Raw genomic sequence first — 26,201 nt, forward strand, 5'->3', positions numbered from 1 at the left:
AGCCTCAGGCGATCTCGAAAAGCGCCTCGATCTCGACGGCGGCGTCGAGAGGAAGCGCGGGCACGCCGACGGCCGAGCGCGCATGGCGGCCCTTTTCGCCGAGAATCTCGACCAGGAAGTCCGACGCGCCGTTTGCGACCTTGTGCTGCTCGGTGAAGCTCGGCTCGCTCGCCACGAACACCGTCAGCTTGAGGAGACGGCCGATCTTCTCCAGGTCCCCGTCCAGGGCCGCCTGGGCCTGGGCCAGGATGTTGATCGCGCAGAATTTCGCCGCCCGCTGCCCGTCCTCCAGCGAGACCGGACCGCCCACCTTGCCGCTGACCGCTACGGCCCCGCCGTCCAGCGGAAGCTGGCCGGATGTCTGAAGAAGGTTGCCCATCCGCACGAAGGGGACGTAATTGGCAGCCGCGGCAGCCGCCTGGGGCAGGGTGATCCCCTGGGCGGCGAGGCGGGACTGGATGGTCTCGGTCATGGATTCTCCTGATATGCTTGTCGAGGTCATCGAAGGCGTTCCAGAGTGAGAGCAAGGATGAGGGGACAATGATTACACGGCTTCAATGGCGCCATGTCGGCTTCGTCCCGCTCCTCCTTGCCGGCTCGGCTACAGCTTTTGCCGTTCCGCTCGCGCCGCACAAGGCCATTTACGACCTTTCCCTCTCTTCCCAGACGGAAGACCTCGTCAGCGTCGAGGGTCGGATCGCCATGGATCTGACCATGGAAACCTGCGGGCGCTACGATCTGGACTATCGTTTCGTCGCCCGCTTCGGGCAGGAGGGCGAGCAGACGCTCACCGACCAGAGGACGCGGGCGAGCGAGGCCGCGGACGGAGCGAGCTTCGAGTTCGAGACCTATACCTATGTGGACGGGGCGGAGCAGAATCGGATCCAGGGAACGGCACAGACCCGCGACGAGCGCACGCAAGTCCAGATGGCGCTGCCGGTGGAGCGGGGATTCGAGTTGCCGCCCGCCTATTTTCCCCTCGGCCATACCGCCGCTTTGATCCGCAAGGCGATGCAGGGCGAGCGCATCGTGCAGATGAATCTGTTCGACGGGGATGACCAGGGCGACAAGGAGTTGACGACGACGGCGATCCTCTCGCCCCTCGGCGCCTCGCAGGCCGCCGGGTTCGAGGGGCTGCGCGGCTGGCGGGTCGACGAATCCTACTTCAACGCCGATTCCGATGCCGACGGCCTGCCGATTTTCCACACCCGGTACACCCTGTACGAAAACGGCGTAACGGACGAAATCTACATGGATTTCGGGGAGTACGCGCTGGAGGGATCGCTCAGCGAACTCACGCTGGGCGCCATGCCGGCGGGCTGTCGCTGAGGGCGGCGGCACTTGCCAAGCGGGCCCTTCTTGTGTAAGGGCCGGCACATTCCACACACGGGATTTGGGATTTCGCCAGGCGGTGAACTCCCTCCGGTGGCGGCCTGGCCGCTTGCGTTCCGTGGAGGCTCAAACCGGTCAAGGACGATTCCAATGGCTCTGCCTGATTATTCCATGCGCCAGCTTCTCGAGGCGGGCGTGCACTTCGGCCACCAGACCCACCGCTGGAACCCGAAGATGGCGCCCTATATCTTCGGTGCACGCAACAACATCCACATTCTCGACCTCGCCCAGACGGTGCCGATGCTTCATCGCGCGCTTCAGGCTGTGTCCGATTCCGTCGCGCGCGGTGGCCGCGTGCTCTTCGTGGGCACCAAGCGGCAGGCGTCCGAGATCGTCGCGGATGCGGCGAACCGTTCGGCGCAGTATTATGTCAACGCCCGTTGGCTCGGCGGCATGCTGACCAACTGGAAGACCATCTCCAACTCGATCCAGCGCCTGCGCAAGCTGGACGAGTTGCTGGCCGGCGATGCCCAGGGCTTCACCAAGAAGGAGCGCCTGACGCTGCAGCGCGAGCGCGACAAGCTGGACCGTGCGCTCGGCGGCATCAAGGACATGGGCGGCGTGCCGGACATGATCTTCATCATCGACACCAACAAGGAGTCGATCGCGATCGAGGAGGCCAAGCGCCTCGGCATTCCGGTCGTCGCGGTGGTGGACTCGAACTGCAACCCCGACCCGATCGACTACCCGATCCCGGGCAATGACGACGCGGCTCGCGCCATCTCGCTCTATTGCGACCTGATCGCCCGTGCGGCGGTCGACGGCATCGCCCGCCAGCAGGGCGACATGGGCGTCGATATCGGTGCGCTGGAAGAAGCGCCGGTCGAGGCGGCCCTTGAGGAGGGCGAGGCTCCCGAGGCGACGGCAGAGGGTGACGCGCAGTCCGCCGCGGCCTGACGCATCCAGCCTGCCAGAGTTCCATTCGACGGCGCCGGTAGCCCGGCGCCGTCCTTTCGGCGCAAGGCTCTCCCGCAAGGGGAGCATTGCGCCTGCTTTTTTGATCAAAAGGGCCTATCCATGACGATTTCCGCCTCCATGGTGAAGGAACTGCGCGAGAAGACCGGCGCAGGGATGATGGACTGCAAGACTGCGCTGGCCGAGACCAACGGCGACATGGAAGCGGCCATCGACTGGCTGCGCGCAAAGGGCATCGCGAAGGCCGACAAGAAGTCGGGCCGCACGGCGGCCGAGGGCCTGGTGGCCGTTGCCTCCGCCGGCACCAAGGCCATCGTCGTGGAAGTGAATTCCGAGACCGACTTCGTCGCCCGCAACGATGCTTTCCAGGCACTGGTGCGTGAGATTGCCGAGGCGGGCCTTGCGACGGACGGCACGGTCGAGGCTGTCGGTGCGGCGACGCATTCCGGCAGCGGCAAGCCTGTGGTCGATACCATCAAGGACGCCATCGCGACGATCGGCGAGAACATGAGCCTGCGCCGCTCGGCCATGTTGTCGGTCGGGCAGGGCGCGGTCGCGACCTACGTGCACAACCAGGTTGCCGAGGGTCTGGGCAAGATGGGCGTGCTCGTGGCGCTGGAATCGGCTGGCGACGCGGCTGCCCTTGTGGCTTTCGGCCGCCAGGTCGCGATGCATGTCGCGGCGACGAACCCGCTGGCACTGACCGATTCGCAGATCGACGCGGCGACGGTCGAGCGCGAGAAGGCCGTCTTCTCCGAGCAGGCCCGCCAGTCCGGCAAGCCCGAAAACATCATCGAGAAGATGGTGGAGGGCCGTATGCGTAAGTTCTACGAGGAGGTCGTGCTCCTGAAGCAGAACTTCGTCCTCAATCCCGACCTGACCGTCGAGAAGGCGTTGCAGGAAGCGGAGAAGGATTTTGGCGCTCCGGCCAAGATCGTCGGCTTCGCCCGCTTCGCGCTGGGTGAGGGCATCGAGCGCGAGGAAAGCGACTTCGCGGCAGAGGTCGCGGCGGCCGCCGGCAAGAAGTAAGGCGAGGGGCGCGCTTGCGCCCATCAACGGACGATGCGGGGCGTTCGCTTGAGAAGCGAGCGCCCTTGCTGTATCGCGTGTCCGGCATCAACATAGGTGAATCGATGGCAGGCGACCTGCGCTTCAAGCGCGTGCTCTTGAAGGTCTCGGGCGAAGCGCTGATGGGCGCGCAAGGTTTCGGCATCGACGTGGCCGTGGCCGACCGGATCGCATCCGACATCGGCGAGGCGCGTCGGCTCGGTGTGGATATTTCCATCGTGATCGGCGGGGGCAACATCTTTCGCGGCGTGGCCGTCGCCTCGAAGGGCGGCGACCGCGTGACGGGCGACCAGATGGGGATGCTGGCGACCGTCATCAACGCCCTGGCCCTGCGCACCTCCCTGGCCAAGATAGGCATCGACGCCGTCGTGCTCTCGGCCGTCGCCATGCCGGAGATTTGCGAAAGCTTCTCTCAGCTCGTCGCGCTGGCACATGCTGAGAAGGGCCGCGTCGTCATCTTTGCGGGCGGCACCGGAAACCCGTTCTTCACCACCGATTCCGCCGCCGCCCTGCGCGCCGCGGAGATGGGCGTGGACGCGCTTTTCAAGGGCACGCAGGTGGACGGCATCTATAGCGCCGACCCCAAGCAAGACGCGAGCGCGACCCGGTATGAGCGGCTGACGCATGACGATGTCCTTCGCCAGGGCCTTGCCGTCATGGATGTAGCCGCCGTGGCCCTTGCCCGCGAAAACAAGATACCGATCGTCGTCTTCTCCATCCATGAGGAAGGCGAATTCGGGCGCATCCTCTCCGGGGGCGGGCGCTCGACGATCGTCTCAGACTGAACGAGAACGGATAAGGACCCCGTCATGGCCTCAATCGACCTCAACGAGCTCAAGCGCCGGATGGAAGGCGCGATCACGTCGTTCAAGGGCGACCTCGCCGGTCTGCGCACCGGCCGCGCCTCGGCCAGCCTTCTCGACCCCATCACGGTGGACGCCTACGGCTCGCAGATGTCGATCAGCCAGGTCGCCAACATCTCGGTGCCCGAAGCGCGTATGCTCTCTGTCTCCGTCTGGGACAAGTCGATGGTCGGGGCCGTCGAGCGCGCCATCCGCGATTCCAATCTTGGTCTCAGCCCGGTGTCGGACGGCACGACGCTGCGCATTTCCTTGCCGGAGTTGAACGAGCAGCGCCGCAAGGAGCTCGTCAAGGTTGCGCACCAATATGGCGAGAGCGCGCGTGTCGCGGCGCGCCATGTGCGGCGCGACGGCATGGACGCTTTGAAGAAAATGGAGAAAGATGGCGACCTCGGCCAGGACGAGAGCCGCCAGACTGCCGACAAGGTTCAGAAGATGACCGACGAGACCATCGCCGAGATCGACAAGATGCTTGCCGTCAAGGAAGCTGAAATCATGCAGGTATAGGCTCGCGAACGACAGGCGGCAGGCCGGCTTCGAGGGCAATATATCGTGCGACAACCCCGACACGTGGCGATCATCATGGACGGCAACGGCCGCTGGGCCGAGGCCCGTGGTCTGCCGCGCGCCGCCGGCCACCGCCGCGGCGTCGAGGCCGTGCGCGAGGCCGTGCGCGCGGCCGGGGAATTCGGCATTTCCTATCTGACGCTGTTCGCCTTTTCTTCGGAAAACTGGAGCCGGCCGGCCGAAGAGGTCCGCGACCTCATGGGCCTCCTGAAGCTCTTCATACGGCGCGATCTGGCCGAACTTCACCGCGAGGGGGTGCAGGTGCGCGTCATCGGGGCGCGGGAAAATCTGGCCCCCGACATCCGTTCTCTGTTGGAGGAGGCGGAGAACCTGACGCGGGACAACACCCGCATGACGGTCGTCATCGCTTTCAACTACGGTGCCCGGGACGAGGTGGCGCGGGCAGTCCGGCGCATTGCGGAAAAGGTCGCGAGCGGTGATGTGTCGATTGAATCGCTCGGACCCGAAACGCTCGACGAGCATCTCGACACGGCGGGAATCCCGGACCCGGACCTGATCATCCGCACCAGCGGCGAACTGCGCCTTTCCAATTTCCTTCTTTGGCAGGCGGCCTACTCGGAGTTCGCCTTCCTCACATGTCTGTGGCCCGACTTCGACCGCAAGGCCTTCCGCGAGGCACTTGACGACTACGGCACGCGCGAACGCCGCTTCGGTGGCCTTTCGCGCGACATCGCTTCCTGATCCGGAATGGGTCTGGGCATCGGAAGAATCGTCGCGACGCAATCCTGGAGCGACCTGAAGTCGCGTCTGATCTCGGCGGTGATCCTCGGCCTGTTCGTGCTGGCCATCGCCTTGCTCGGAGGCTGGCCGTTCCGCGTGCTCTGCTGCGTGGCCTCGGTCATTGTCTTCGACGAATGGGCGCGGATGACGCGCGCCAAGCGCGCCGGCCCGATCTATATCTTCGCCCGGCGCGCGCTCCTGGCCGCCCTTCTGGCGTTCCTGCTTGGCTTCGAGCTGGTCTCGCTCGTCATCGTGCTGGCCGCCCTTGTCTTCATCGTGGTCATCGACCGGAACGAACGCAAGGCGGATTGGGTGGCAGGAGGCCTTGTCTATTCCGCCGCTGCCGGCCTGGCGCCGGGGATCCTTCGCGGGGACGACATCGAGGGGCTTGCCGCGCTCGGTCTGGTGATCGGCGTTGTCTGGGCGACGGACATCTTCGCCTACTTCTTCGGTCGCACCTTCGGTGGTCCGAAGCTGATGCCGCTCGTCTCCCCCAAGAAGACGATGTCCGGCGCACTCGGCGGCCTCGCGGCGGGCGTCGCCTTCGGCTGGCTTTACAGCTATCTCGTGGCCGGCGACGTGACCTTCTGGATTCTCGTTTTGTCGGCGCTGCTGTCCGTTGTCGGGCAGGCGGGCGACCTTTTCGAGTCTTGGGTCAAGCGGCGTTTCGGCGTAAAGGATTCGGGTCGCCTGATCCCGGGCCATGGCGGCTTGATGGACCGGATCGATGCGCTGATCGTGGCGACGGCCTCGCTATGGCTGGTCGCCCTGCTGTCGCGCGGCCTCGACGAGCCGGCGCTCGCCATTTTTTCGCTCTAGAGGCGGCCGCAGAATAGAAATGCGCCGGGGTTCGGCGGGCCCGCTGGCTCGGCGTTATTGAAGGACGAATGGTAATGGATTTCATCGGCGCGCTCGGCGACGGTATCTGGAGCACGGCCATCGGCACGATCCTGCCATTCCTCTTCGTCCTGACAGTCATCGTCTTCTTCCACGAACTCGGCCACTATCTGGTGGGGCGCTGGAGCGGCATTCGCATCATGGCCTTTTCGGTCGGATTCGGGCCCGAGATTCTCGGCTTCAACGATCGTCACGGAACGCGCTGGAAGCTGTGCGCCATACCGCTCGGCGGTTATGTCAAATTCCTGGGAGACGAGAACGCGGCGAGCGTGCCCGACCAGGCGGCCATCGGGCGAATGTCGCCCGCCGAGCGTGCCGGCGCGTTCCACACTGCCAGCCTGCCGCGTCGGGCCGCTACCGTTGCGGCGGGGCCGGTCGCCAATTTCATCCTGGCCATCGCGATCTTCGCCGGTGTTGCCTATGTGAACGGCCGCGTGGTCGGCGATCCGGTGGTCGCGGAGGTGCAGGCGGACTCGCCTGCTGCACAGGCAGGGCTCATGCCCGGCGACCGGATCCTGGCGGCGGACGGCCAGACGATTGCCTATTTCTCGGACTTCCAGCGTCATGTCTCCACGCGCGCCAACATCCCCATCGCCGTCACGGTCGAGCGGAACGGGAGCCCTGTCGAACTGACGGTCACGCCCGAAGAGCGGACGCAGACGGACAATTTCGGCAATGAATTCCAGGTCCCGGTCATCGGTGTCGTTGCCAACGACGCCTCTTCGTCCTTCCGCGTCGAGGAGCTTTCGCTGGGCCAGTCCCTGGCCTTCGGAGCGTCCCAGACATGGTTCGTCACCGAGCGGACTGTGCATTTCATCGGGGGGATTTTCACTGGTTCCCAACCGAGCGACCAGATCGGCGGGCCCATCCGTATCGCGCAGATTTCCGGCCAGGCGGCGACCATGGGCTTTGCCCCGCTGCTGAACCTTGCGGCTCTCCTGTCGATCTCCATCGGCCTGCTCAACCTCCTGCCGATTCCGATGCTGGACGGCGGCCATCTCCTTTTCTACGCCGCCGAAGCGGTGCGGGGGCGCCCGCTCAGCGAGCGCGTTCAGGAAATCGGATTCAGGATCGGTCTCGCCTTGGTGATGGGTCTCATGATATTCGCCTTCTGGAACGATCTTTCGAGTCTCACCTGAGGCTTGGGGGGTGAGGGGGTTCGCCGAGGGGATTTGCGAAATATTAACCATACGGCCGGGCGGCGTGTCCCCCGGGCAACGGTTTTCCGAATCCTAAAGGGATTTGGTGCAGTTTGGTTGAACGCGGTCGCAAAGCCGATACAAGGCAAGGGTCGGGTTGCTGGCTCCTGCCTCTCCTGGCGAGTGCAAGATAAGGTGGTGTAAGCCTATGAAGGCTGGTTCGAAGCTCCTCGGTGCCCTGTCGGCGGCGGCTCTATCCTCGACGGTTCTGGCGGTGTCGGCGGTCGGCCTTCCGGTCGTGATGGCTGGTCCCGCCCAGGCGCAGGCAGTCAGCAACATCCAGGTGCGCGGCAATCAGCGCGTCGAGGCGGACACGATCCGCAGCCTCGTGCAGGTCAGCCCTGGTCAGAATGTCGGCGCCGCCGAGGTTGATGCAGCCGTCACCCGCCTTTTCGCGACCGGCCTCTTCTCCGATGTGCGCATCAGCCGCTCCGGCGGCACGCTGCTGGTCGAGGTCGACGAGAACCAGATCGTCAACGACGTCGTCTTCGAGGGCAACCGCCGGATTCGCGACGAGCAGCTCAGCGCAACGGTCCAGACCTCGGCGCGCGCGGCCTACAACGCCTCGACCGCCCAGGCCGACGTGGAGGCCATCCGCGCCGCCTATACGCGCGTCGGCCGGAGTGATGCGGTCGTGTCCGTCCAGACCGTTCCAGTGGAGAACAATCGCGTCAACGTGGTCTTCACGGTGAATGAGGGTGACCGGACGCGCATCGAGCAGATCAATTTCGTAGGCAACAACGCCTTCGGTGACGGGCGCCTGAAGGAAGTCATCGCGCTTCGCGAGACGGGTATTCTCGGCTTCCTTCAGAGGAGCGACATCTACGACGAGGAGCGGCTGCGTGCGGATGAGGAGACGCTGCGGCGCTTCTATTACAACCGCGGCTTCGCCGACTTCCGCATCGTCTCTTCGGTCGCCGAGCTCGACGAGGGGCGCAACCAGTACTTCATCACCATCACGGTGGAGGAGGGTGAGCGTTACGCCTTCGGCAACATCAATATCGATTCGACCGTTCCGGGCATTGATGGCGAGGCGCTGCGCAGCGAGCTGGAGACCCGTCAGGGCGACACCTACAGCGCCGAGAAGGTGGAGGACACGCTCGTCAACCTGACGAACGCGGTCGCCGCGCAGGGCTATGCCTTCGCGCAAGTGACGCCGCGCGGCAATCGCGACTTCTCCTCCAACACCATTTCCATCGACTACGTCATCGACCAGGGGCCGCGCGCCTATGTCGAGCGGATCGAGATTCGCGGCAATACCAAGACGCGCGACTACGTCATCCGGCGCGAGTTCGACGTGTCGGAAGGCGACGCCTTCAATCAGGTGCTTATCCAGCGCGCTCGCCAGCGCCTTGAGGCGTTGCGCTTCTTCGAGCGCGTGAACGTCTCGACCGCGCCGGGTTCGGAGCCGGACCGCGTGGTGGTGATCGTCCAGGTGGCCGAGCAGGCGACCGGCGAATTCTCCGTGGGCGGCGGCTATACGACGGGCGGCGAGAACTCCGGGCCGGTCGCGGAAGTCAGCGTGACCGAGCGCAATTTCCTCGGTCGCGGTCAGTTCGTTCGCGTCTCGGCCGGGTTCGGCGAGGAGACCCGTAGTTATGGTCTCTCCTTCACGGAGCCATATTTCCTTGGTCGCCGTCTGGCTGCCGGTTTCGATATCTACCACTCGCAGAACACGTCGGGCTCGTATGATATCGAGCGCACGGGCGGCTCGCTGCGGATCGCCGCGCCGATCACGAACGATCTGACGGCGCAGTTCGCCTATAACTACAAGGAAGAGACGTTCGGCGACGATACGGGCGTGACCCGCCTGGATCCGGTTAGCGGCAACCCGTTCCTCAGCACCTGCGGAAACCCGGACCCGAACGGGACGACCGGTTGGGGTGCTCCGCTCTTCACGGCCTCGCCCATCATCAACGAGGCGATCTGTGACAGCCCTTATACGACGTCGTCGGTCTCCTACGCGCTGACCTACAACACGCTCGACAACCAGAACGACCCGCGCGAGGGCTTCTTCGTCCAGGCCGGGCAGGAGATCGCGGGTCTCGGCGGTGATGCGGAGTTCCTTCGCTCCACCGCTCGCGCCTCGATGTTCAGCCTCCTTTCGGAGGAGTACGACCTCATCGGCCAGCTTTCGGGCGGCGCCGGCAATGTGACGGCGCTGGGCGGCGACCTGCGTGTCTTCGACAATTTCTTCAAGGGCCAGGATATCGTTCGCGGCTTCAGGTACCAGGGTATCGGGCCCCGCCAGAACGGCGTGGCTCTTGGTGGCGAGAACTATGTGAACGCCAGCGCCGAGGTGACCTTCCCGCTGCCGCTGGTCTCTCGTGACTTCGGCTTCCGCGGTGCAGCCTTCGCCGATGCGGGCTCTCTCTGGGGCGTTGAGGACTCATCGCTCGAAGGCATTCAGGGCGACGACTTCGCATTGCGCGCTTCCGCTGGTGTCGGCCTGATCTGGGCCTCGCCCTTCGGCCCGCTTCGCGTGAACTATGCCGTGCCGCTGGCCGAAGAGGATTTCGACCGGACGCAGGAGTTCTCGTTCGGCTTCTCCTCGCGCTTCTGATCGAGACGGGCGGGGCGCGGCAAGCGCGCTCCGCCGTCCACAGCATGAGTGAAACATCGTTCTTCACCGGCCGGGGCGGCATGACCCTCGGCGAATTGGCGACCCTCTGCGAGGCGGAACTGACCCCGATTTCCGAGGCAAGTCGCCTTGTAACCGGGATTGCGCCGCTCGCCTCCGCCCAGGCACGCGATCTCGCCTTCTTTGACAATCAGCGATATGCCCGGGAGCTGCAGGGCAGCCGTGCCGGTTGCGTCATTGTGGCCGCGCGGCACCTGAAGCTGGTTCCCGAGGCGATGCCTCGCCTCCTGGCAAACGATGTCCACCGCGTTTTCACGCTGGCCGGGCGCGCACTCTATCCCGATGCTCTCACGCCTGCCAGCCTCAGCGGCGCCAGCGGAATTTCGGATCGGGCCTTCGTCCACGACGCCGCTCTCATCGAGGAGGGAGCCGTCGTCGAGCCTTTCGCGACCATCGGTGCCGGGGCGCATATCGGGCGCGGGACGATCGTGTCGGGCGGGGCTGTCGTCGGTCCGGGATGCAGGATCGGGCGCGAGTGCCGGATCGGGCCTCAAGTCACGGTGCAGCACGCCTTTCTCGGTAACCGCGTGATCGTTCATCCGGGTGTCCAGATCGGCCAGGATGGCTTCGGCTATGCCATCGGCGCGCAGGGCATCCTCAAGTCGGTGCAGATCGGCCGAGTCGTCATCCAGGACGATGTGGAGATCGGCGCGAACACGACGATCGACCGCGGCGCGGTGCGTGATACCGTGATCGGGGAGGGCACGAAGATCGACAATCAGGTTCAGATCGCTCACAACGTGACGATCGGGCGTAATTGCATCATCGTTTCCCAAGTGGGCATCGCGGGCAGCGCCACGCTGGGGAACGGCGTTGTCATGGGCGGGCAAAGCGCCGTCAACGGCCATGTGAAGATCGGAGATGGCGCACAGATCGCCGCGGTGTCGTCCGTCGCGGGCGACGTGCCGGCGGGTGCCCGTTGGGGCGGCGTGCCGGCGCACCCGGTCCGCGACTGGCTGCGCGAAGTGATGTGGGTTCAGGAGATGGCCAAGAGCGGCCGAAATGCGGGAAAGAAAGATGGACGAAGCGACAAAGACGCTTGAGAGCGTCGATATCCAGGAGATCATGGAGCTTTTGCCGCATCGCTACCCCTTCCTGCTCGTCGACCGGATTATCGAGATCGATGGCGATAGAAGCGCGATCGGCATCAAGAACGTCACAGCCAGCGAGCCTCATTTCCAGGGGCATTTTCCCAAGGCCCCCGTCATGCCGGGTGTGCTCATCATCGAGGGCATGGCGCAGACGGCGGGCGCGATCTGCACCAGGGCGCAAGGGGCCGGAACACCCGCGCTCGTCTATTTCATGACGATCGACAACGCCAAGTTCCGCAAGCCGGTCGTGCCGGGTGACCGGATCGAGTACCATGTGGTGCAGTCGAAGAAGCGGGGCAGCATCTGGAAGTTCGACTGCGTGGCGAAGGTGGACGGGGCGAAGGTCGCCGAGGCCACCGTGAGCGCGATGCTGGTGGCGGCCGACGCCGCGACGGGCCAATGAGCGAAACGATCATTCATCCGACCTCCATCGTCGAGGACGGCGCGGTGATCGGCGAGGGCTGCGAGATCGGCCCCTTCTGCCGGATCGGGCCACAGGTTGTGCTCGGCGCGAACTCGAAGCTGCGCTCCCATGTCGTTCTGTTCGGCAACACGTCGATCGGGGAGGGGGCGAACATCTTCCCCTTCGCCTCCATCGGCCACGCGCCCCAGCACCTCAAATATCGCGGCGAGGATACGCGGCTCGTGATCGGGCGCAACTGCCTGATCCGCGAAAGCGTGACGATGAACCCCGGCACTGCCCAGGGACGCTTCGAGACGACCATCGGCGACAATTGTTCGTTCTTCACCGGCGCGCATGTCGCCCACGACTGCGTGGTGGGCGACAACGTCACGATCATCAACAATGTCATGCTGGCCGGCCACTGCAATGTCGGCGATTTTGCAACCGTCGCAGGCGGCTCGGGCATCCACCAGTTCACTCGCATCGGCCACCACGCCTATATTGGCGGCCTGGCGGCCGTCGAAGGCGATGTCATCCCGTTCGGCATGGTTCTGGGCAACCGCGCCTATCTCTCGGGGCTGAACGTCATCGGCATGAAGCGCGCCGGGTTCGGCCGCGAGGCGATCCGCAACGTGCGCAAAGCCTATCGCGTGCTCTTCTCGGACGATTCCACCTTCAAGGAGAATCTCGATGAGGTCGCCGCCGAGTATCCGGACGATCCGCTCGTCCAGGATCTGCTGGGCTTCATCCGTTCCGGCGGGGATCGGGCGCTATGCTTCCCGCGCAGCCCCAGGCCGGCCTGAATCCGGCCGAAGCGCCCTTGCGCCCTTCCTGCGTGGGCGAAGCCTTCGGTATCGTGGCCGGCGGCGGAGTGCTGCCGCGCCTCGTTGCGGACGCCGCCGCCAAGGCCGGCTGGACCCCGGTCGTCGTCGCTGTCGGGGACGGCTTGTCGGCCGACTGGTCCGGTTACGATGCAACGCCGCTCGGTTGGGGGCGTACGGGCGATATCTTCCCCTTCCTGCGCCGCCGGGGCGTGGCGCACATGGTTTTCTGCGGCACGATTTCGGCGCGCCCCGACTATCGCTCTCTTTTGCCGAGCCTGAAGACGCTCGCCCTGCTGCCGGAGATATTGAGGATCGTGCGCGGCGGGGACGACAGCCTTCTGAGGGCGGTGTCGAAAGCCTTCGAGCGGCGGGGCTTTGCGCTGCATGGCGTTCACGAGCTCCTGCCGGAATTGCTAACCCCCCAAGGCGTTCTGACGACACGCGCTCCGGGGGAAGACGACAGGGCGGCGCTTGCACGGGCCATGGAGGCGGCGACGGGACTGGGCTCGCTCGATATCGGGCAGGCGGCGGTGGCCTCCGCCGACAGGGTGATCGCGCTTGAAGGCATCGAGGGAACCCGGGAGATGATGGCGCGTGTCGCCGATCTTCGCGTGCGCGGGCGCATCGGCAGTCGCGAGCGCTGCGTGCTTTTCAAGAGCGCCAAGCCCCAGCAGGACAAGCGCTTCGACTTGCCGAGCATTGGCGTGGAGACCGTGGAGCAGGCGCATGAAGCTGGCCTCGTCGGCATAGGGCTGACGGCCGGGGCCTCGCTCCTGCTTGACGCTCAGGCCATTGTCGCAAGAGCCGACGCATCCGGCCTGTTCGTTGTCGGCATAGCAGCGAGTGAGCGCCCATGAAGATCGCCTTCGTCCTCGGCGAGGAATCGGCCGACCGTATTGCCGCCGACCTCGCACGCGCCCTGCGGCGGCGCGTTAGAGACGATCTGCAATTGGTGGGCCTTGGCGGCGCCATGATGCAGGAGGAAGGCTTGGCGAGCCTTTTCGACATCGAGGAACTGTCTATCATCGGGCTCGGGGGCATTCTCGTTCGGCTGCCGCAACTCATGCGCCGACTTTCGCAGACGGCGGAGGCCATCCTCGCCGAGGCGCCTGACGCGGTCGTCACGATCGACAGCTTCACCTTCACCAACCGGGTCGCGAGCCGCATCCGCCGCGCGCGGCCCGAGATGCCCATCGTCAACATCGTCCCGCCCGCCGTCTGGGCGTATCGCCCGAAGCGGGTCAAGGCGCTGAAGGCCGCCGTCGATCATGCGATCTGCCTGTTCCCGTTCGAGCCCGCCTTCCTTGAGCAACTCGGCGGCCCGCCCGCGACCTATGTCGGCCATCCGCTGATGTCGGAACCGCATCTCAGCGCCATCGGCGCGCGCCTCGCCGCCGATCCGGTGCCGCTGGCCGGCTCCTCGCCGAAGCTCCTGATCCTGCCCGGATCGCGCCGGGGGGAGATCGAGCGGCTCATGGACGATTTCGGCAGGACCTACGCCTTCCTGAAGAAACGCATGCCGAGCCTTTCCGCCGTCCTGCCCGCCGTGCCGCGCGTGCGCAGCCTTGTGGAGCGCAAGCTGGAGGGCTGGGAGCATCGGCCTGAGGTCGTATCCGGCGAAGATGAGAAGTGGCAGGCCTTCGGCTCTACCGATGCTGCGCTGGCCGCTTCGGGCACTGTCGCCTTGGAACTGGCGCTGGCGGGTGTACCGACCGTCGTGGCTTATCGGCTGGACCCCGTCGCCTATGCGATACGCCATATCATAACCGGCTGGACGGCCGTGTTGCCGAACCTGATCGCCGATCACCCGCTCATTCCCGAGCATTTTCACGAGTTCGTCCGGGCCGATCTTCTTGGGCGGCGGCTGGAGCGGTTGCTGACGGACACGCCCGAGCGGCGCGCGCAGTTGCTGGGATTTGCCGATGTCCGCCGCCTCATGGCAGTGGATCGCCCGCCGGGCGAGGCGGCCGCCGATATCGTTCTGGCGCAGATCGAAGCGCGCCGGGCATGAAAAAGGGCGCCGAAGGCGCCCTTTTTCTGTTTCGCGGGCCTTAGCCGCGCTGGTCGACGCCGACATAGTCGCGTCGCTCCGCACCCGTATAGAGCTGGCGCGGGCGGCCGATGCGCTGCTGCGGATCCTCGATCATCTCCTTCCACTGCGCGATCCAGCCCACCGTGCGAGCCACCGCGAACAGGACGGTGAACATGGTGGTGGGGAAGCCGAGTGCCTTCAGCGTGATGCCGGAGTAGAAATCAACGTTCGGATAAAGCTTCTTCTCGACGAAATACTCGTCATGGAGCGCGATATGCTCCAACTCCATCGCCACTTCAAGCAGCGGATCGTCCTTGATGCCAAGTTCGTCCAGCACTTCGTGGCACGTTTCCTGCATGATCTTGGCGCGCGGATCGTAGTTCTTGTAAACCCGGTGACCGAAGCCCATGAGGCGGAACGGATCGTTCTTGTCCTTCGCCTTGGCGATGAATTCGGGAATGCGGTCCTTGGTGCCGATCTCGGCCAGCATGTTGAGCGCGGCTTCGTTCGCGCCGCCATGGGCCGGGCCCCACAGGCATGCCACGCCCGCCGCGATGCAGGCGAAGGGATTGGCACCCGACGAGCCGGCGAGGCGCACCGTCGAGGTGGAGGCGTTCTGCTCGTGATCGGCGTGCAGGATGAAGATCCGGTCCATCGCCTTTGCCAGAACCGGGTTGGCCTCATAGGGCTCGCACGGAACGGCGAAGCACATGTTGAGGAAATTTTCCGCGTAGGAAAGCTCGTTGCGCGGGTAAACGAAGGGCTGGCCGATATGATATTTGTAAGCCATCGCCGCCAGCGTCGGTATCTTGGCGATCATGCGGATCGACGCCACCATGCGCTGGTGCGGATCGGTGATGTCCGTCGAATCGTGGTAGAAGGCCGAGAGGGCGCCGACCGAGCCGACCATCACAGCCATGGGATGCGCGTCACGCCGGAATCCGGTGTAGAAACGGGACATCTGCTCGTGCACCATCGTGTGGCGCGTTACGCGGTAGACGAAATCCTCTTTCTCCTGCGCGGTCGGCAACTCCCCGTAGAGGAGCAGATAGCACGTCTCCAGAAAGTCGCCGCGCTGGGCGAGCTGGTCGATCGGGTAGCCCCGGTGGAGGAGCACGCCCTCGTCGCCGTCGATATAGGTGATCTTCGATTCGCACGAAGCGGTGGAGGTGAAGCCGGGATCGTAGGTGAAGAGCCCGGTTTCCTTGTAGAGCGACGCGATATCCACGACGTCCGGGCCGATCGTACCGTGGCGTAGACCGAACGCAGCTTCTCTGCCGTTCAGAGCGAGCTTGGCCGTTTCACTCATGCCTTCTCCCTTTTGTTCGTGAGAGCGCCGGGCGAACGAAGGTCCGCTGCAGCGCACACTACATTTCTGCCATCAGTGCCTAGACGAAAGGCGGGCGTCGAACAAGTTTTTGCCACATCGCTTTCGCCTCGAACGGCGTTACGCGCTGTCAAGCAGACTGATCCTTCAGCCGCGCGAGCGCCTCGTCCCGGCCTAGAACGGCCAGCACGTCGAAGACGCCGGGCGAGGTGGAGCGTCCCGTCAGCGCTGCGCGCAAGGGCTGCGCGGCTTTGCCGAGCTTGATGTCCCGGGCCTCGGCATAGTCCCGCACGACCGTTTCGAGCTGCGCCGCCGTCCATTCGCCCACATCGGAAAGGGCCGGCAGCAGGCCCGCGATGATCTCGCGCCCACCGCCCGCGAGGATCGCCTCCGCCTTCTCTTCCAGGGGCAGAGGGCGGTCGGCGAAAAGATAGGCAGCGCTGTCGGTCAGCTCGACCAGCGTCTTCGCACGTTCCTTCAGTCCGGGCATCGCCTCGAGAAGCATCCGCCGCACGGTCTCGTCGTCGCGGCGCTTCAATATCCCGCCGTTGGGCAGATGCTCGCGCTCGACCATCAGGGCGTCGGTCAGCTCGTCGTCGGAAGCCGCGCGCATCCAGTGGCCGTTGACGGCCTCGAGCTTGGCGAAGTCGAAACGCGAGGCGCCCCTGTTCACATCGTCGATGTCGAACCAGGAGATCATCTGCTCGATGGACATGATCTCGTCGTCGCCATGGCTCCAGCCGAGGCGGGCGAGATAGTTGCGCAGCCCCTGGGGCAGATAGCCCATGGCACGGTAGGCCTCCACGCCGAGCGCCCCGTGCCGCTTGGAAAGCTTGGCGCCGTCCGCGCCGTGGATGAGCGGGATGTGCGCCATGACCGGCACGTCCCAGCCCATCGCCTCGTAGATCAACGTCTGGCGCGCGGCGTTCGTCAGATGGTCGTCGCCGCGAATGACATGGGTGACATCCATGTCGTGATCGTCCACCACGACGGCAAGCATGTAGGTGGGCGTGCCGTCCGAGCGCAGGAGGACGAGGTCGTCGAGATCCTTGTTCGGAAAGCGCACATCGCCCTGAACGCGGTCCGCCACGAGCGTCTCGCCGTCCAGAGGCGCCCTGAGCCGGATCACGGGCTTGACGCCTTCGGGTGCCTCGGAGGGGTCGCGGTCGCGCCAGCGGCCGTCGTAGCGGGGAGGGCGCTTCTCGGCCTTCGCCTTCTCGCGCATCTCCTCCAGCTCGGCCTGCGAGGCGTAGCAGTAATAGGCGCCGCCGCGCCGCACCATTTCCTCCGCCACCTCGCGGTGGCGCGCCGCGCGCTCGAACTGCGACACCCACGGCTCATCGGCCGAGAGGCCGAGCCAGTCGAGCCCCTCGATGATGGCCGTCACCGCCGCCTCGGTCGAACGCTCCCGGTCCGTATCTTCGATTCGCAGCAGCATCTTGCCGCCGTGGCGGCGCGCATAGAGCCAGTTGAAGAGCGCGGTGCGCGCGCCCCCGATGTGCAGGAAGCCCGTGGGGGACGGCGCAAAGCGCGTGACGACGCGGTCGGACATGAGGGCTCCAGTTTTGATCGATCGGCAAGGACCGGCAAGCTCGAATCAATCGAGTCCATGAGGGTGGGGTCGCAGCCAACACAGCGCGCGAACGTGGTTCGCTTTCGCGCGAAGCTGTGTAGCATAGGGAATCGGGGAGGCAAGCCGGTGGCGGGATGACGATGGCGGCGCCGGGACAGGCAAAGGGCAGCGGAACGGCACGTGGACGGGGCAGGAGCATTCGCCTCTTCCCCGCGCCCTTCGCGTTCTCCGCCGGCGGATGGCCGGAAGGTCCGGGCGCCCGGTTGCGGCGCGAACTGGAAGTGGAAGAGCGCGCCCGCTCCAGCTTCTTCATCACTCCGCTCGGCCTCATCATCGGTCTGGCGCTCTTCTACGGCGCCGACATCCGCGCCCCGCTCTCCGCCACTGCGGCGCTCGCGGCGCTGCTGGGCGGCGCCTTCCTCATCTCGCGCCCCGGCACGGCGTGGCGGCCGCTCTGGCTGGTCGCTCTTGCCGCCGCGTGCGGGATGCTTCTCGCCCACGCGGAACTGGCGCGCACCCACACCACGATTTTCTCCGGCGAGGCGACGGTTCGAATCGAGGGGCGTGTAAAGTGGAGGGACATCGACGATCGCAGTCGCGTGCGATACGTGCTCGATATCCTCTCGACCGAGCGGCCCGTTCTCTCCCGCCCGCCCGAGCGCGTTCGCATCGTCGTCACGAGCCGTCACGCGCTCATTCCGGTCGGCGGTACTTATGTCGGGCTCGTCCGTCTGCGCCCGCCATCCGGGCCGGCCTTTCCGGGGGCTTACGACTTTTCCTTCGTGCCGTTCTTCCAGGGGCTCGGCGCCTATGGCTTCTCGCTTGGCGCGCCCGAGCCCTTCATCGGCGAGCCGCAGGACCTGACCTTCCTGGAACGGGTGGCGCGCACGCGCGTGGCCATGGCCGAGCGGATTCGAGGCGTGGTGGAGGGTGCGGAAGGCGCGGTGGCCTCGGCCCTCGTTACGGGCGAGCGCGCCGGCATCCCCGCCGAGGTGGACGAATGGCTGCGCATAACGGGCCTCGCGCACGTGCTGTCGATCTCCGGCTTCCACATGGCCCTTATCGCCGGCTTCACCATGCTATCGGTGCGCGCGATCCTGTCGCTGCTTCCGGCCGTGCCGCTCCTCGTCTCCACCAAGAAGATGGCCGCGCTGGTCGCGCTCGCGGTGTCCACGGCCTACCTTCTCATCGCCGGCGACAACGTGGCGACGCAACGCTCCTATATCATGCTGGTGATCATGCTCGGCGCCGTGCTCCTGGATCGGCCCGCATTAACGCTGCGCAACGTCGCCATCGCCGCGATGATCGTCATCGCGATCAGCCCCCATGCGGTGCTGACGGCAAGCTTCCAGATGTCCTTCGCCGCGACGGCCGCCCTGATCGGCGCCTACGGCGCTTTGATGCGCTGGTGGAACAGGCGCAGGCAGCGCAGGGCGGGGCCACCGCGCGGCGTACTCGCGGGGGCTGCCCTTGCGACTATGGCGCTCGCCTTGTCCTCGCTTATCGCCGGAGGAGCCACGGCGCCCTACGGCGTCTATCATTTCCAGCGCGCCGCCCTTCTCGGCGGCCTCATCGCCAATGTCGCGATCATGCCGCTCTTCAGCTTCTGGATCATGCCGGCGGCCTTGATCGCGGTTCTGCTGATGCCCTTCGGGCTGGATTCGCCGGTGTGGCAGGCCATGGGCCATGGCCTCACTCTCGTCTTCCGTATGGCCGAAATCCTCGCAGCCTGGTTTCCCGACCGCACGACCGGGCTCATGACGAAATCGGGCCTCGTTCTGCTTTCGGCTGCGGTGCTTTCGCTCTGTTTCTTCGCAAGCCGCCTGAGGTGGATCGCCTTGCCCCTGGCCTTGGTCGGCCTGACCCTCGCACCCGATCGCCGCGAGCCGCCCGAACTCCTGATCTTCGAAGACGGCAAGCAGCTTGCCCTGGTGGGCGAGGAAGGCGGACTTGCCCATCTGAAGGAGCGGCCGAACGGCTTCGTCGACAGCCAATGGAGCCGCGCCTTCCCGGAGGCCTATCCGCGCGAAGAGAACACGCACCGTGACACCTCGCCCGGCGCCTTCACCTGCACGGAGAATATCTGCCGGGCCACGACGCGCAGCGGGTTGAGGGTGGGATGGACCGAGGACTACGAGAAGACGGGACTTCTCTGCGACACCACGGATGTCGCCATCGTCTCCCGCGCGATCCGACTTTCGCAATGCCGCAGCGGGGCGCACCTCGTCACGCTGCGAAGCTTGCGGCGTACCGGTTCTCTCGCCGTTTCCGCCGATCCGCAAACCGGCCGGGCCGTTGTCACGCCTTCCATCGCGGCGGAGCCACGCGAATGGAACAGGCACCGCCATGCGCCATGGCCGGAGTTCTGGCGCAACCCGGAGCGGGACGCATCAGCATCCCCCCGCACCGCCACCGCCGAATAGCGTGCCAGCCGACAGTTCGGCCTTAATACCGGCGGATCAGCCCGACGAGCTTGCCCTGCACCTTCACCTGGTCAGCGCCGAAGATGCGTGTCTCGTAGGCTGGATTGGCCGCTTCCAGGGCAATCCTGTCGCCCTTGCGCCGAAACCGCTTGAGCGTGGCTTCCTCGTCGTCCACCAGTGCGACCACGATCTCTCCCGGGCTGGCCGTATCGCCGCGCCGGATGATGACCGTATCGCCGTCGAGAATTCCCGCCTCGATCATCGAATCGCCGGCCACATCGAGTGCGTAATGCTCCCCGCCGCCAATCAGGTCGGCGGGCAGGGTGACGTGCCGCGTGTTGTTCTGGATGGCCGAGATGGGCACGCCCGCCGCGATGCGGCCCATGACGGGGACACTCACGCCATCATTGGCGGCCTCATGCGCGCCCATGCCCTTCTTTTCCGCCGCCGGTGCACGGGCACCGCCCACGATGCTCGGCTTGAAGCCGCCGGCCGGGCGCGCCGGCTTGGCGCTGCCTTCGGGCAGCCGCAGGATTTCCAGCGCCCGGGCGCGATTGGGAAGGCGGCGAATGAAGCCGCGCTCCTCCAGTGCCGTGATGAGCCGATGAATGCCCGACTTGGACTTCAGTTCGAGCGCGTCCTTCATCTCGTCGAAGGATGGCGGAACGCCGGCAGCCTGCAACCGCTCGTGAATGAAGAGAAGAAGATCGTGCTGCTTGCGCGTCAGCATCGAGGCGGCCCCGCAGAATCAAAAACAAAACCTGAACAAACCTATCTGTTCTAGTTGTGTTCCGCAAGGACCCGTCAGTCCAGAACGACGAAACGGCAGGCGTCCCCTGGGCTGGCCGGGGGCGCGTGGGGAGGGCGGTGGATGAGGACCTGCGCACGGGCGTAGATTGAAAGGAGCGAGGAATCCTGCCTGTCGAGCGGCAGGACTTCCGGCGTTTCGCGGTCGCCCGCGGGGTTCAGCATCGATCTGACGAAATCGGCGCGCACGCCATTCGCGCGCATCCCGCTGCCGAGGCGCCCGGTTCTCTCGACGATGGGAGGCAGGCACGCGAGGCGGCGGAGCAGGGGACGCAGGAACAGCGTGGCCGCGACCATGCAGGAGGAAGGGTTACCGGGCAGGCCGAGAAGCCGCATCGGCCCGAGGCGCCCGGCCATCAGGGGCTTGCCGGGCCGCATGGCCACCTTCCAGAAGTCGAGTGTTGCCCCCGATTCCTCGAAAGCTTTCGCCGCGAGATCGTGGTCGCCGACGGATGCGCCGCCGATGGAGACGAAGATGTCGGCGCCGTCGCGCAAGGCGCGGTCTATCTGCGCGCGGATGTCGCCCACCCGGTCGGGCGCGATGCCGCAATCCAGAACCTCCCCCCCATTCGCCTCGACGAGAGCAGCCAGGCCGTAGCTGTTCGAGGCGACGATCTGCGAGGGGCCGAGTGGCGCGCCGGGCTCGACCAGTTCGGAGCCCGTGGCGAGGATGGCCACGCGGGGACGACGCAGGGCGGGCAGGCGGGGATGGCCGCCGCTCGCGCCCAGCGCCACGGCACCGGGCGTCAAGCGCGCATGTCGCTGAAGGAGCACGTCGCCCTGTCGAAAATCGTTGCCGGCGGGGCGGACGTTCTCGCCGGGCATGACGACGGCAAGAACGCGCACCTGACGTTCGCCGAGCCGCTCGGCATCCTCCTGGATCAGAACGGCGTCGGCCCCGTCGGGCACGGGCGCGCCTGTGAAGATACGAACGGCCTCGCCATCCTGTATCCGGCCGCCGAAGGCGTGGCCGGCGGCCGATTCGCCTATGACCGACAGCACGGATGGAGGCGAGGCCGTCTGTGCGGATCGCACTGCGTAGCCGTCCATGGCCGAGGCGTTGAAATCCGGCTGGGTGCGAAGTGCGCTCACGTCACATGCCAGAACCCGGCCGGTGGCCTCGCGCAGCGGAACAAGCTCCTCGTCGGTGATGGGCGAAACGTCGGAGAGGAGTCGTTCGAGCGCGGCTTCCAGCGGCAGAAGGCTCATTCCGCCGCCCAGTCGCCCGAACGGCCGCCGGACTTCTCCAGGAGGCGGATGGCGGTGATCTGCATCGACCGATCGACAGCCTTTGCCATGTCGTAGACGGTGAGGCAGGCGACTGAAACGGCCGTCAGTGCTTCCATCTCCACGCCCGTCTTGCCCGAGAGCCTGGCCGTGGCGGTAACGCGCAAACCCGGCAGGGAGGGCTCCGCCTCGATCTCCACGCCCACCTTGTCGAGCATCAGCGGATGGCACAAAGGGATGAGATCGGACGTCTTCTTGGCCGCCATTATGCCGGCGATGCGCGCGATGGAGATGACATCGCCCTTCTTCGCCTGCCCCGAAAGGATGAGGTCGAGTGTCTCGGAACGCATCGTCACCAATCCCTCGGCCCGTGCGACGCGCATCGTTTCCGCCTTGTCGCCCACGTCGACCATCGAAGCCGCGCCGGTGGCGTCCAGATGCGTCAGGCCCGGCGCGTCCGGCTTCATCGGATATCCCCCAGCAAAGCGCGCGTGGCGGCCTCCACGTCCTCGTGGCGCATCAGGCTCTCGCCGACCAGGATCGTGCCGATCCCGGCCTTCCTCAGCCGCAGGCAGTCCACATTCAGGTTGATCCCGCTCTCGCCCACCACGATCCGATCCTCTGGCACAAGCGGCGCAAGGCGCTCGGAGGTTGCCAGATCCGTTTCGAAAGTGCGCAGGTTGCGGTTGTTGATGCCGATCAGGGGGGACGCCAGCTTCAGGGCGCGCTCCAGCTCCGCCTCGTCGTGAACCTCGATCAGGACATCGAGCCCGTGATGCAGGGCGGCCGACTCGAGTTCGGCGGCAAGGCTGTCCTCCACCGCCGCCATGATCACCAGAATGGCGTCCCCGCCCCATGCTCGCGCTTCGGCCACCTGATAGGGGTCGAAGAGGAAGTCCTTTCGCAGCGCGGGCAGTGCCGTCGCATCCCGGGCAGCCGTGAGGAAGGAAGCGTGCCCCTGAAAGGAGGGCGCGTCCGTCAGAACGCTGAGGCATGTCGCGCCGCCGCGCTCATAGGCCTTCGCCAGGGCAGGCGGGTCGAAATCCGGGCGGATCAGGCCCTTGGAGGGGCTTGCCTTCTTCACCTCCGCGATCAGCGCGAAGCGACCCTTATCCAGCGTGGAGCGGATGGCGCGCTCGAAGCCGCGCGGCGCGTCCCTTTCGGCGATCCGCCGCTCCAGCTCGCCCAGCGGCACGGCTTGTCGTGCGCGGGCGATCTCTTCGCGCTTGTAGGCTCCGATCCGGGAGAGAATGTCGCTCATGCCCCTTCGCCCGCCGCGCGGCCGGTCGCGTCCACGAGCCGGGCCAGCGCATCGCGCGCCGCGCCCGTGTCGATCGATTCGGTCGCCATGGAAATCCCCTCGGCAAGGTCCGAGGCCCGGCCCGCGACGACCAGCGCCCCGCCGGCATTGAGGCGCACGATGTCGCGATAGGCGCCTTCCCGGCCATCGAGCACGGCGCGCAAGGCGAGCGCGTTTTCACGTCCGTCGCCGCCCTTGATCTCGCCGAGAGGGCGGGTCGCCAGGCCGACATCCTCCGGCTGAAGGCTGAAGGTCTCGATCGTTCCATCGCGCAGCGCGGCGACGTCCGTGCGCCCGCATACGGTCATCTCGTCGAGCCCGTCCCCGTGCACCACCCAAGCGGCGCGCGTGCCCAGTTCGCGCAGGGTCTCCGCCACCGGCATCACCCAGTCGGGAGAAAACACGCCCACCAGCAGGCGATCCGCGCCGGCCGGGTTGGCCAGCGGGCCGAGAAGATTGAAGATCGTGCGCGTGCCAAGCTCGACGCGACTGGGGCCCACAAAGCGCATGGCGGCGTGATGGCTGGGCGCGAACATGAAGCCGATCCCGGCCTCACGGATCACGTGCCCGATCTCGTGCGGTTTCAAATCGACATTCACCCCCAGCGCCATCAGCACATCGGCCGCCCCGGACCGCGAGGACAGCGCGCGGTTGCCGTGCTTGGCGACCGTCACGCCGCAGCCTGCCACGACGAACGCCGCGCAGGTGGAGATGTTCAGCGTGCCGGCATGGTCGCCGCCCGTGCCCACGATATCGACGGCATCGGCGGGCGCCTCGACCCGAACCATATTGGCCCGCATCACGTCCACCGCCCCGGCGATCTCGTCCACCGTCTCGCCGCGCACGCGCAGCGCCATCAGGAATCCGCCGATCTGGCTGGGCGTGGCTTCGCCCGACATCATCACCTGGAAGGCCTCGGCCGATTCGGCGCGGCTCAGCGCCTTCCCGTCCGCCACCTTCGCCAGGAAGGGCTTCAAGCCGCCGCTCACCGCTGGCCTCCCGCGGCCTGGACGGCCTGCTGGTTGTAGCGCACCGGATATTGCTGTTGCAGAACGCCGACATAGGCCTGAACGAAGTCGTTGCGCATGGCTTGCGCCACCTGCTCGCTCTGGCCTTGCGGGAGGGAAGCGAGAGGGTCGGCCGGCGCCACGACCTCGTCCACCACGAGGACGAGCCGGTTGCCGGCGGCCAGGGCGGGGGCGGCCGCAACGGTGCCGGCGGGGCCGGAGAAGGCGGCGCGGCTGGCGGGTTGCCCGAGTTGGGCCTGTGCCGTTGCGCGCGTCAGGCCGGATGCGGTGCGAACCTCCAGCCGCTCGGCCAGCGCTACCGCATCGATGGTCTCGCCGCCCTCGATGCGTGCGCGCAGTGCTTCGGCGCGCTCTTCCAGAAGCCGCTGGGCCTCATCCTCCTTCCAATCCGCGATCACCTGGTCGCGAACCTCGTCCAGGGTGCGCTCGCGCGCTTCGATCACATCCGTCACGTCATAGAAAAGGAAGCTGTTCGACTCGTAATTGATGGGCAGCGCATGGAAACCCGGCTCGGCCTCGAACACGGCTTCCAGAAGCTCTTCCTGCGCCGGAAGCGCGTCGATGGGCGTTCCCTCCGCGCTCAGCCCCGCGCGGTCGACGCTCTCCACCGTCATGAGCTGCAGCCCGGTCTCGCGCGCGGCCTCCTCCATGGTCGCGCCGCCGGCACGGGCCGCCTCGAAGGCGTCGTAGGCCGCATCGACACGATCATTGGCCGCGTCCAGCGCCAGCCGCTCGCGAAGCTCGTCACGAACCTCGTCGAGCGGGCGCACGCTTTCCGGCACGATCTCGCTGACCTCCACGACCGTCGGGCCGAAAATGCCGGCCACGACGCTGCTCGGTTCGTTGAGGGCGAGGGAGAAGGCGGCTTCGGCGATGTTGGAGTCCGGGATCTCGCTGCGGGCGAGAAGGCCGAGCTCCGTGTCCCCCGGCGTGCGGCCGGCCGAGGCGGCGACTTCCTCGAAGCTGGCGCCACCCTCTAGCTGGGCGACGGCCGCCTGTGCGTCGGCCTCGCTGGGGAAAACGATCTGGCGCACGCGCCGGCGCTCGGCCTGCGTGTAAGGCGTCAGGTCCGCCTCATAAGCGCTCTGGATCGCCGCCTCGTCCACAGAGGCCGGATCGGTGATGGCGTCCGGCGTGAGGTCCACATAGCTGAAGCTGCGATATTCGGGCGCCGCATAGTCGGCGCTGCCGGCGGTGAAGAAGTCGTCCAGTTCCTCGGTGGAGGGGTCGGGCAGGGCGGTCGCCGGCTCGGGCTCTAGCGTAACGTAGCGAACCGAGCGCTGTTCGCCGACATAGAGGCCGAACGCCGTGTTCACCGCCTGCGGCGCGGAGACACCCGCCGTGACGGCCTGGACGATCTGCCCTCGCAGCGCGGTTTCGCCCAGACGTTCCAGATAGGCCACCTCGCTCAGGCCGGCATTCTGCAGCACCGCGCGGAAGGCGTTGCGCGAGAAGTTGCCGTTGGCGTCCTGGAAGGCCGGGTCCTCGGCGATGAGGCGCAGAAGTCCTTCTTCCGAAAGGCCGAGCCCCAGCACGCGGCCCTGCTCGTCCAGAAGAGCGCCGCTGGAAAGCTGCGACAGAGTGGATTGGTCCACGCCGAAGGCCGCGGCCTCGTCGGGCGTCAGCCGGCGCTGGAACTGTTGCGAGAGGCGGGCGAGGTTCTGCTGGTAGGCGATCTGGTAGTCCTGCACCGAAACGCTGGTGCCGCCGGCCGTCATCACCGTGTTCGACGAACCGCCGACGGAGAAGCCGTCCGCGACGGTCCATGCCACCGCGAAAACCCCGAGCATGAGGCCAAGCACGATCTTGCCGGTCCAGCCGGAGATGCTGCGGCGCAAGCTGTCCATCATCGGGGGCGGTCTCCTATCGTCTGCGGGAACGGCATC

General features: G+C 66.2%; 24 protein-coding genes. 15 read left to right on the forward strand and 9 right to left on the reverse strand.

The window, feature by feature from the left end; translation table 11 throughout:
• Positions 1-4: 4 nt before the first annotated feature.
• On the reverse strand, positions 5-472 hold the full coding sequence (locus tag J7654_RS12605) for a RidA family protein (protein ID WP_209736255.1): 468 nt from the start codon (positions 470-472) through the stop codon (positions 5-7).
• Between the two features lie 68 nt (positions 473-540).
• On the opposite strand from J7654_RS12605, the gene J7654_RS12610 reads away from it, so the two are divergent.
• The 14 genes from J7654_RS12610 (at position 541) to lpxB (ending at position 14,609) form a co-directional block, all read left to right on the forward strand.
• Positions 541-1,329 (forward strand): EipB family protein, encoded by a 789-nt coding sequence (locus J7654_RS12610; protein WP_209736256.1) that lies wholly within the window; start codon positions 541-543, stop codon positions 1,327-1,329.
• A 153-nt stretch (positions 1,330-1,482) separates the two neighbouring features.
• Complete coding sequence (gene rpsB / locus J7654_RS12615) at positions 1,483-2,289, forward strand: 30S ribosomal protein S2 (protein ID WP_209736257.1); 807 nt, start codon at positions 1,483-1,485, stop codon at positions 2,287-2,289.
• Between the two features lie 120 nt (positions 2,290-2,409).
• A complete protein-coding gene (tsf, locus tag J7654_RS12620; protein ID WP_209736258.1) occupies positions 2,410-3,336 on the forward strand; it encodes a translation elongation factor Ts in 927 nt (308 codons plus the stop codon).
• A gap of 104 nt (positions 3,337-3,440) precedes the next feature.
• Positions 3,441-4,160 (forward strand): UMP kinase, encoded by a 720-nt coding sequence (pyrH, locus tag J7654_RS12625; RefSeq protein ID WP_209740518.1) that lies wholly within the window; start codon positions 3,441-3,443, stop codon positions 4,158-4,160.
• A gap of 24 nt (positions 4,161-4,184) precedes the next feature.
• Positions 4,185-4,742, forward strand: a complete 558-nt coding sequence (gene frr, locus J7654_RS12630; protein ID WP_209736259.1) for a ribosome recycling factor — start codon at positions 4,185-4,187, stop codon at positions 4,740-4,742.
• A 75-nt stretch (positions 4,743-4,817) separates the two neighbouring features.
• Complete coding sequence (locus tag J7654_RS12635; protein ID WP_245195773.1) at positions 4,818-5,504, forward strand: isoprenyl transferase; 687 nt, start codon at positions 4,818-4,820, stop codon at positions 5,502-5,504.
• Between the two features lie 6 nt (positions 5,505-5,510).
• Entirely contained in the window at positions 5,511-6,362 is an 852-nt protein-coding gene (locus tag J7654_RS12640) for a phosphatidate cytidylyltransferase (protein WP_209736261.1), read from the forward strand.
• Between the two features lie 74 nt (positions 6,363-6,436).
• A complete protein-coding gene (gene rseP / locus J7654_RS12645; protein ID WP_209736262.1) occupies positions 6,437-7,579 on the forward strand; it encodes an RIP metalloprotease RseP in 1,143 nt (380 codons plus the stop codon).
• Positions 7,580-7,787: 208 nt separating this feature from the next.
• Positions 7,788-10,202 (forward strand): outer membrane protein assembly factor BamA, encoded by a 2,415-nt coding sequence (gene bamA / locus J7654_RS12650; RefSeq protein ID WP_209736263.1) that lies wholly within the window; start codon positions 7,788-7,790, stop codon positions 10,200-10,202.
• A 44-nt stretch (positions 10,203-10,246) separates the two neighbouring features.
• On the forward strand, positions 10,247-11,323 hold the full coding sequence (lpxD, locus tag J7654_RS12655; protein ID WP_209736264.1) for a UDP-3-O-(3-hydroxymyristoyl)glucosamine N-acyltransferase: 1,077 nt from the start codon (positions 10,247-10,249) through the stop codon (positions 11,321-11,323).
• On the forward strand, positions 11,298-11,774 hold the full coding sequence (gene fabZ, locus J7654_RS12660; protein WP_209736265.1) for a 3-hydroxyacyl-ACP dehydratase FabZ: 477 nt from the start codon (positions 11,298-11,300) through the stop codon (positions 11,772-11,774). Before lpxD ends, fabZ begins: the two co-directional genes overlap by 26 nt.
• On the forward strand, positions 11,771-12,577 hold the full coding sequence (lpxA, locus tag J7654_RS12665; RefSeq protein WP_209736266.1) for an acyl-ACP--UDP-N-acetylglucosamine O-acyltransferase: 807 nt from the start codon (positions 11,771-11,773) through the stop codon (positions 12,575-12,577). The genes fabZ and lpxA overlap by 4 nt, the downstream gene beginning before the upstream one ends.
• Positions 12,547-13,455 (forward strand): LpxI family protein, encoded by a 909-nt coding sequence (locus tag J7654_RS12670; protein WP_209736267.1) that lies wholly within the window; start codon positions 12,547-12,549, stop codon positions 13,453-13,455. Before lpxA ends, J7654_RS12670 begins: the two co-directional genes overlap by 31 nt.
• A complete protein-coding gene (lpxB, locus tag J7654_RS12675) occupies positions 13,452-14,609 on the forward strand; it encodes a lipid-A-disaccharide synthase (protein WP_209736268.1) in 1,158 nt (385 codons plus the stop codon). Before J7654_RS12670 ends, lpxB begins: the two co-directional genes overlap by 4 nt.
• Before the next feature lie 40 nt (positions 14,610-14,649).
• Here lpxB and gltA read toward each other — a convergent pair whose 3' ends face one another.
• Entirely contained in the window at positions 14,650-15,939 is a 1,290-nt protein-coding gene (gene gltA, locus J7654_RS12680; protein WP_209736269.1) for a citrate synthase, read from the reverse strand.
• Positions 15,940-16,087: 148 nt separating this feature from the next.
• Positions 16,088-17,509, reverse strand: a complete 1,422-nt coding sequence (gene gltX / locus J7654_RS12685) for a glutamate--tRNA ligase (RefSeq protein ID WP_209736270.1) — start codon at positions 17,507-17,509, stop codon at positions 16,088-16,090.
• A gap of 284 nt (positions 17,510-17,793) precedes the next feature.
• On the opposite strand from gltX, the gene J7654_RS12690 reads away from it, so the two are divergent.
• The gene (locus J7654_RS12690) at positions 17,794-19,953 is read left to right on the forward strand and encodes a ComEC/Rec2 family competence protein (protein WP_209736271.1); all 2,160 of its coding nucleotides are present in this window, start codon (positions 17,794-17,796) and stop codon (positions 19,951-19,953) included.
• Between the two features lie 22 nt (positions 19,954-19,975).
• On the opposite strand, the gene lexA is transcribed toward J7654_RS12690, so the two are convergent.
• The 6 genes from lexA to J7654_RS12720 form a co-directional block, all read right to left on the reverse strand.
• Positions 19,976-20,683: a transcriptional repressor LexA gene (gene lexA, locus J7654_RS12695; protein WP_209736272.1), complete on the reverse strand. Its 708-nt coding sequence runs from the start codon at positions 20,681-20,683 to the stop codon at positions 19,976-19,978.
• 74 nt (positions 20,684-20,757) lie between these two features.
• Positions 20,758-21,969: a molybdopterin molybdotransferase MoeA gene (locus J7654_RS12700; protein ID WP_209736273.1), complete on the reverse strand. Its 1,212-nt coding sequence runs from the start codon at positions 21,967-21,969 to the stop codon at positions 20,758-20,760.
• Positions 21,966-22,454: a cyclic pyranopterin monophosphate synthase MoaC gene (gene moaC / locus J7654_RS12705; RefSeq protein ID WP_209736274.1), complete on the reverse strand. Its 489-nt coding sequence runs from the start codon at positions 22,452-22,454 to the stop codon at positions 21,966-21,968. Before moaC ends, J7654_RS12700 begins: the two co-directional genes overlap by 4 nt.
• Positions 22,451-23,248, reverse strand: a complete 798-nt coding sequence (trpC, locus tag J7654_RS12710; RefSeq protein ID WP_209736275.1) for an indole-3-glycerol phosphate synthase TrpC — start codon at positions 23,246-23,248, stop codon at positions 22,451-22,453. The genes moaC and trpC overlap by 4 nt, the downstream gene beginning before the upstream one ends.
• Positions 23,245-24,276, reverse strand: coding sequence for an anthranilate phosphoribosyltransferase (trpD, locus tag J7654_RS12715; protein WP_209736276.1), 1,032 nt, complete (start codon positions 24,274-24,276; stop codon positions 23,245-23,247). The genes trpC and trpD overlap by 4 nt, the downstream gene beginning before the upstream one ends.
• On the reverse strand, positions 24,273-26,165 hold the full coding sequence (locus tag J7654_RS12720) for a SurA N-terminal domain-containing protein (protein WP_209736277.1): 1,893 nt from the start codon (positions 26,163-26,165) through the stop codon (positions 24,273-24,275). The genes trpD and J7654_RS12720 overlap by 4 nt, the downstream gene beginning before the upstream one ends.
• Positions 26,166-26,201 lie beyond the last annotated feature (36 nt).

The organism is Aureimonas populi, assembly GCF_017815515.1.
Lineage (GTDB): Bacteria > Pseudomonadota > Alphaproteobacteria > Rhizobiales > Rhizobiaceae > Aureimonas > Aureimonas populi.

Excerpts from the sequence above, each read along its gene's own strand:
- rpsB (WP_209736257.1), top strand. The coding sequence starts at position 1,483 with ATGGCTCTGCCTGATTATTCCATGCGCCAGCTTCTCGAGGCGGGCGTG.
- lpxA (WP_209736266.1), top strand. The coding sequence starts at position 11,771 with ATGAGCGAAACGATCATTCATCCGACCTCCATCGTCGAGGACGGCGCG.
- J7654_RS12720 (WP_209736277.1), bottom strand. The coding sequence starts at position 26,165 with ATGATGGACAGCTTGCGCCGCAGCATCTCCGGCTGGACCGGCAAGATC.
- J7654_RS12700 (WP_209736273.1), bottom strand. The coding sequence starts at position 21,969 with ATGAGCCTTCTGCCGCTGGAAGCCGCGCTCGAACGACTCCTCTCCGAC.
- J7654_RS12605 (WP_209736255.1), bottom strand. The coding sequence starts at position 472 with ATGACCGAGACCATCCAGTCCCGCCTCGCCGCCCAGGGGATCACCCTG.
- bamA (WP_209736263.1), top strand. The coding sequence starts at position 7,788 with ATGAAGGCTGGTTCGAAGCTCCTCGGTGCCCTGTCGGCGGCGGCTCTA.
- rseP (WP_209736262.1), top strand. The coding sequence starts at position 6,437 with ATGGATTTCATCGGCGCGCTCGGCGACGGTATCTGGAGCACGGCCATC.
- fabZ (WP_209736265.1), top strand. The coding sequence starts at position 11,298 with ATGGACGAAGCGACAAAGACGCTTGAGAGCGTCGATATCCAGGAGATC.
- lexA (WP_209736272.1), bottom strand. The coding sequence starts at position 20,683 with ATGCTGACGCGCAAGCAGCACGATCTTCTTCTCTTCATTCACGAGCGG.
- lpxB (WP_209736268.1), top strand. The coding sequence starts at position 13,452 with ATGAAGATCGCCTTCGTCCTCGGCGAGGAATCGGCCGACCGTATTGCC.
- J7654_RS12640 (WP_209736261.1), top strand. The coding sequence starts at position 5,511 with ATGGGTCTGGGCATCGGAAGAATCGTCGCGACGCAATCCTGGAGCGAC.
- frr (WP_209736259.1), top strand. The coding sequence starts at position 4,185 with ATGGCCTCAATCGACCTCAACGAGCTCAAGCGCCGGATGGAAGGCGCG.
- J7654_RS12670 (WP_209736267.1), top strand. The coding sequence starts at position 12,547 with ATGCTTCCCGCGCAGCCCCAGGCCGGCCTGAATCCGGCCGAAGCGCCC.
- pyrH (WP_209740518.1), top strand. The coding sequence starts at position 3,441 with ATGGCAGGCGACCTGCGCTTCAAGCGCGTGCTCTTGAAGGTCTCGGGC.
- lpxD (WP_209736264.1), top strand. The coding sequence starts at position 10,247 with ATGAGTGAAACATCGTTCTTCACCGGCCGGGGCGGCATGACCCTCGGC.
- gltX (WP_209736270.1), bottom strand. The coding sequence starts at position 17,509 with ATGTCCGACCGCGTCGTCACGCGCTTTGCGCCGTCCCCCACGGGCTTC.
- J7654_RS12610 (WP_209736256.1), top strand. The coding sequence starts at position 541 with ATGATTACACGGCTTCAATGGCGCCATGTCGGCTTCGTCCCGCTCCTC.
- tsf (WP_209736258.1), top strand. The coding sequence starts at position 2,410 with ATGACGATTTCCGCCTCCATGGTGAAGGAACTGCGCGAGAAGACCGGC.
- J7654_RS12635 (WP_245195773.1), top strand. The coding sequence starts at position 4,818 with ATGGACGGCAACGGCCGCTGGGCCGAGGCCCGTGGTCTGCCGCGCGCC.
- trpC (WP_209736275.1), bottom strand. The coding sequence starts at position 23,248 with ATGAGCGACATTCTCTCCCGGATCGGAGCCTACAAGCGCGAAGAGATC.
- gltA (WP_209736269.1), bottom strand. The coding sequence starts at position 15,939 with ATGAGTGAAACGGCCAAGCTCGCTCTGAACGGCAGAGAAGCTGCGTTC.
- moaC (WP_209736274.1), bottom strand. The coding sequence starts at position 22,454 with ATGAAGCCGGACGCGCCGGGCCTGACGCATCTGGACGCCACCGGCGCG.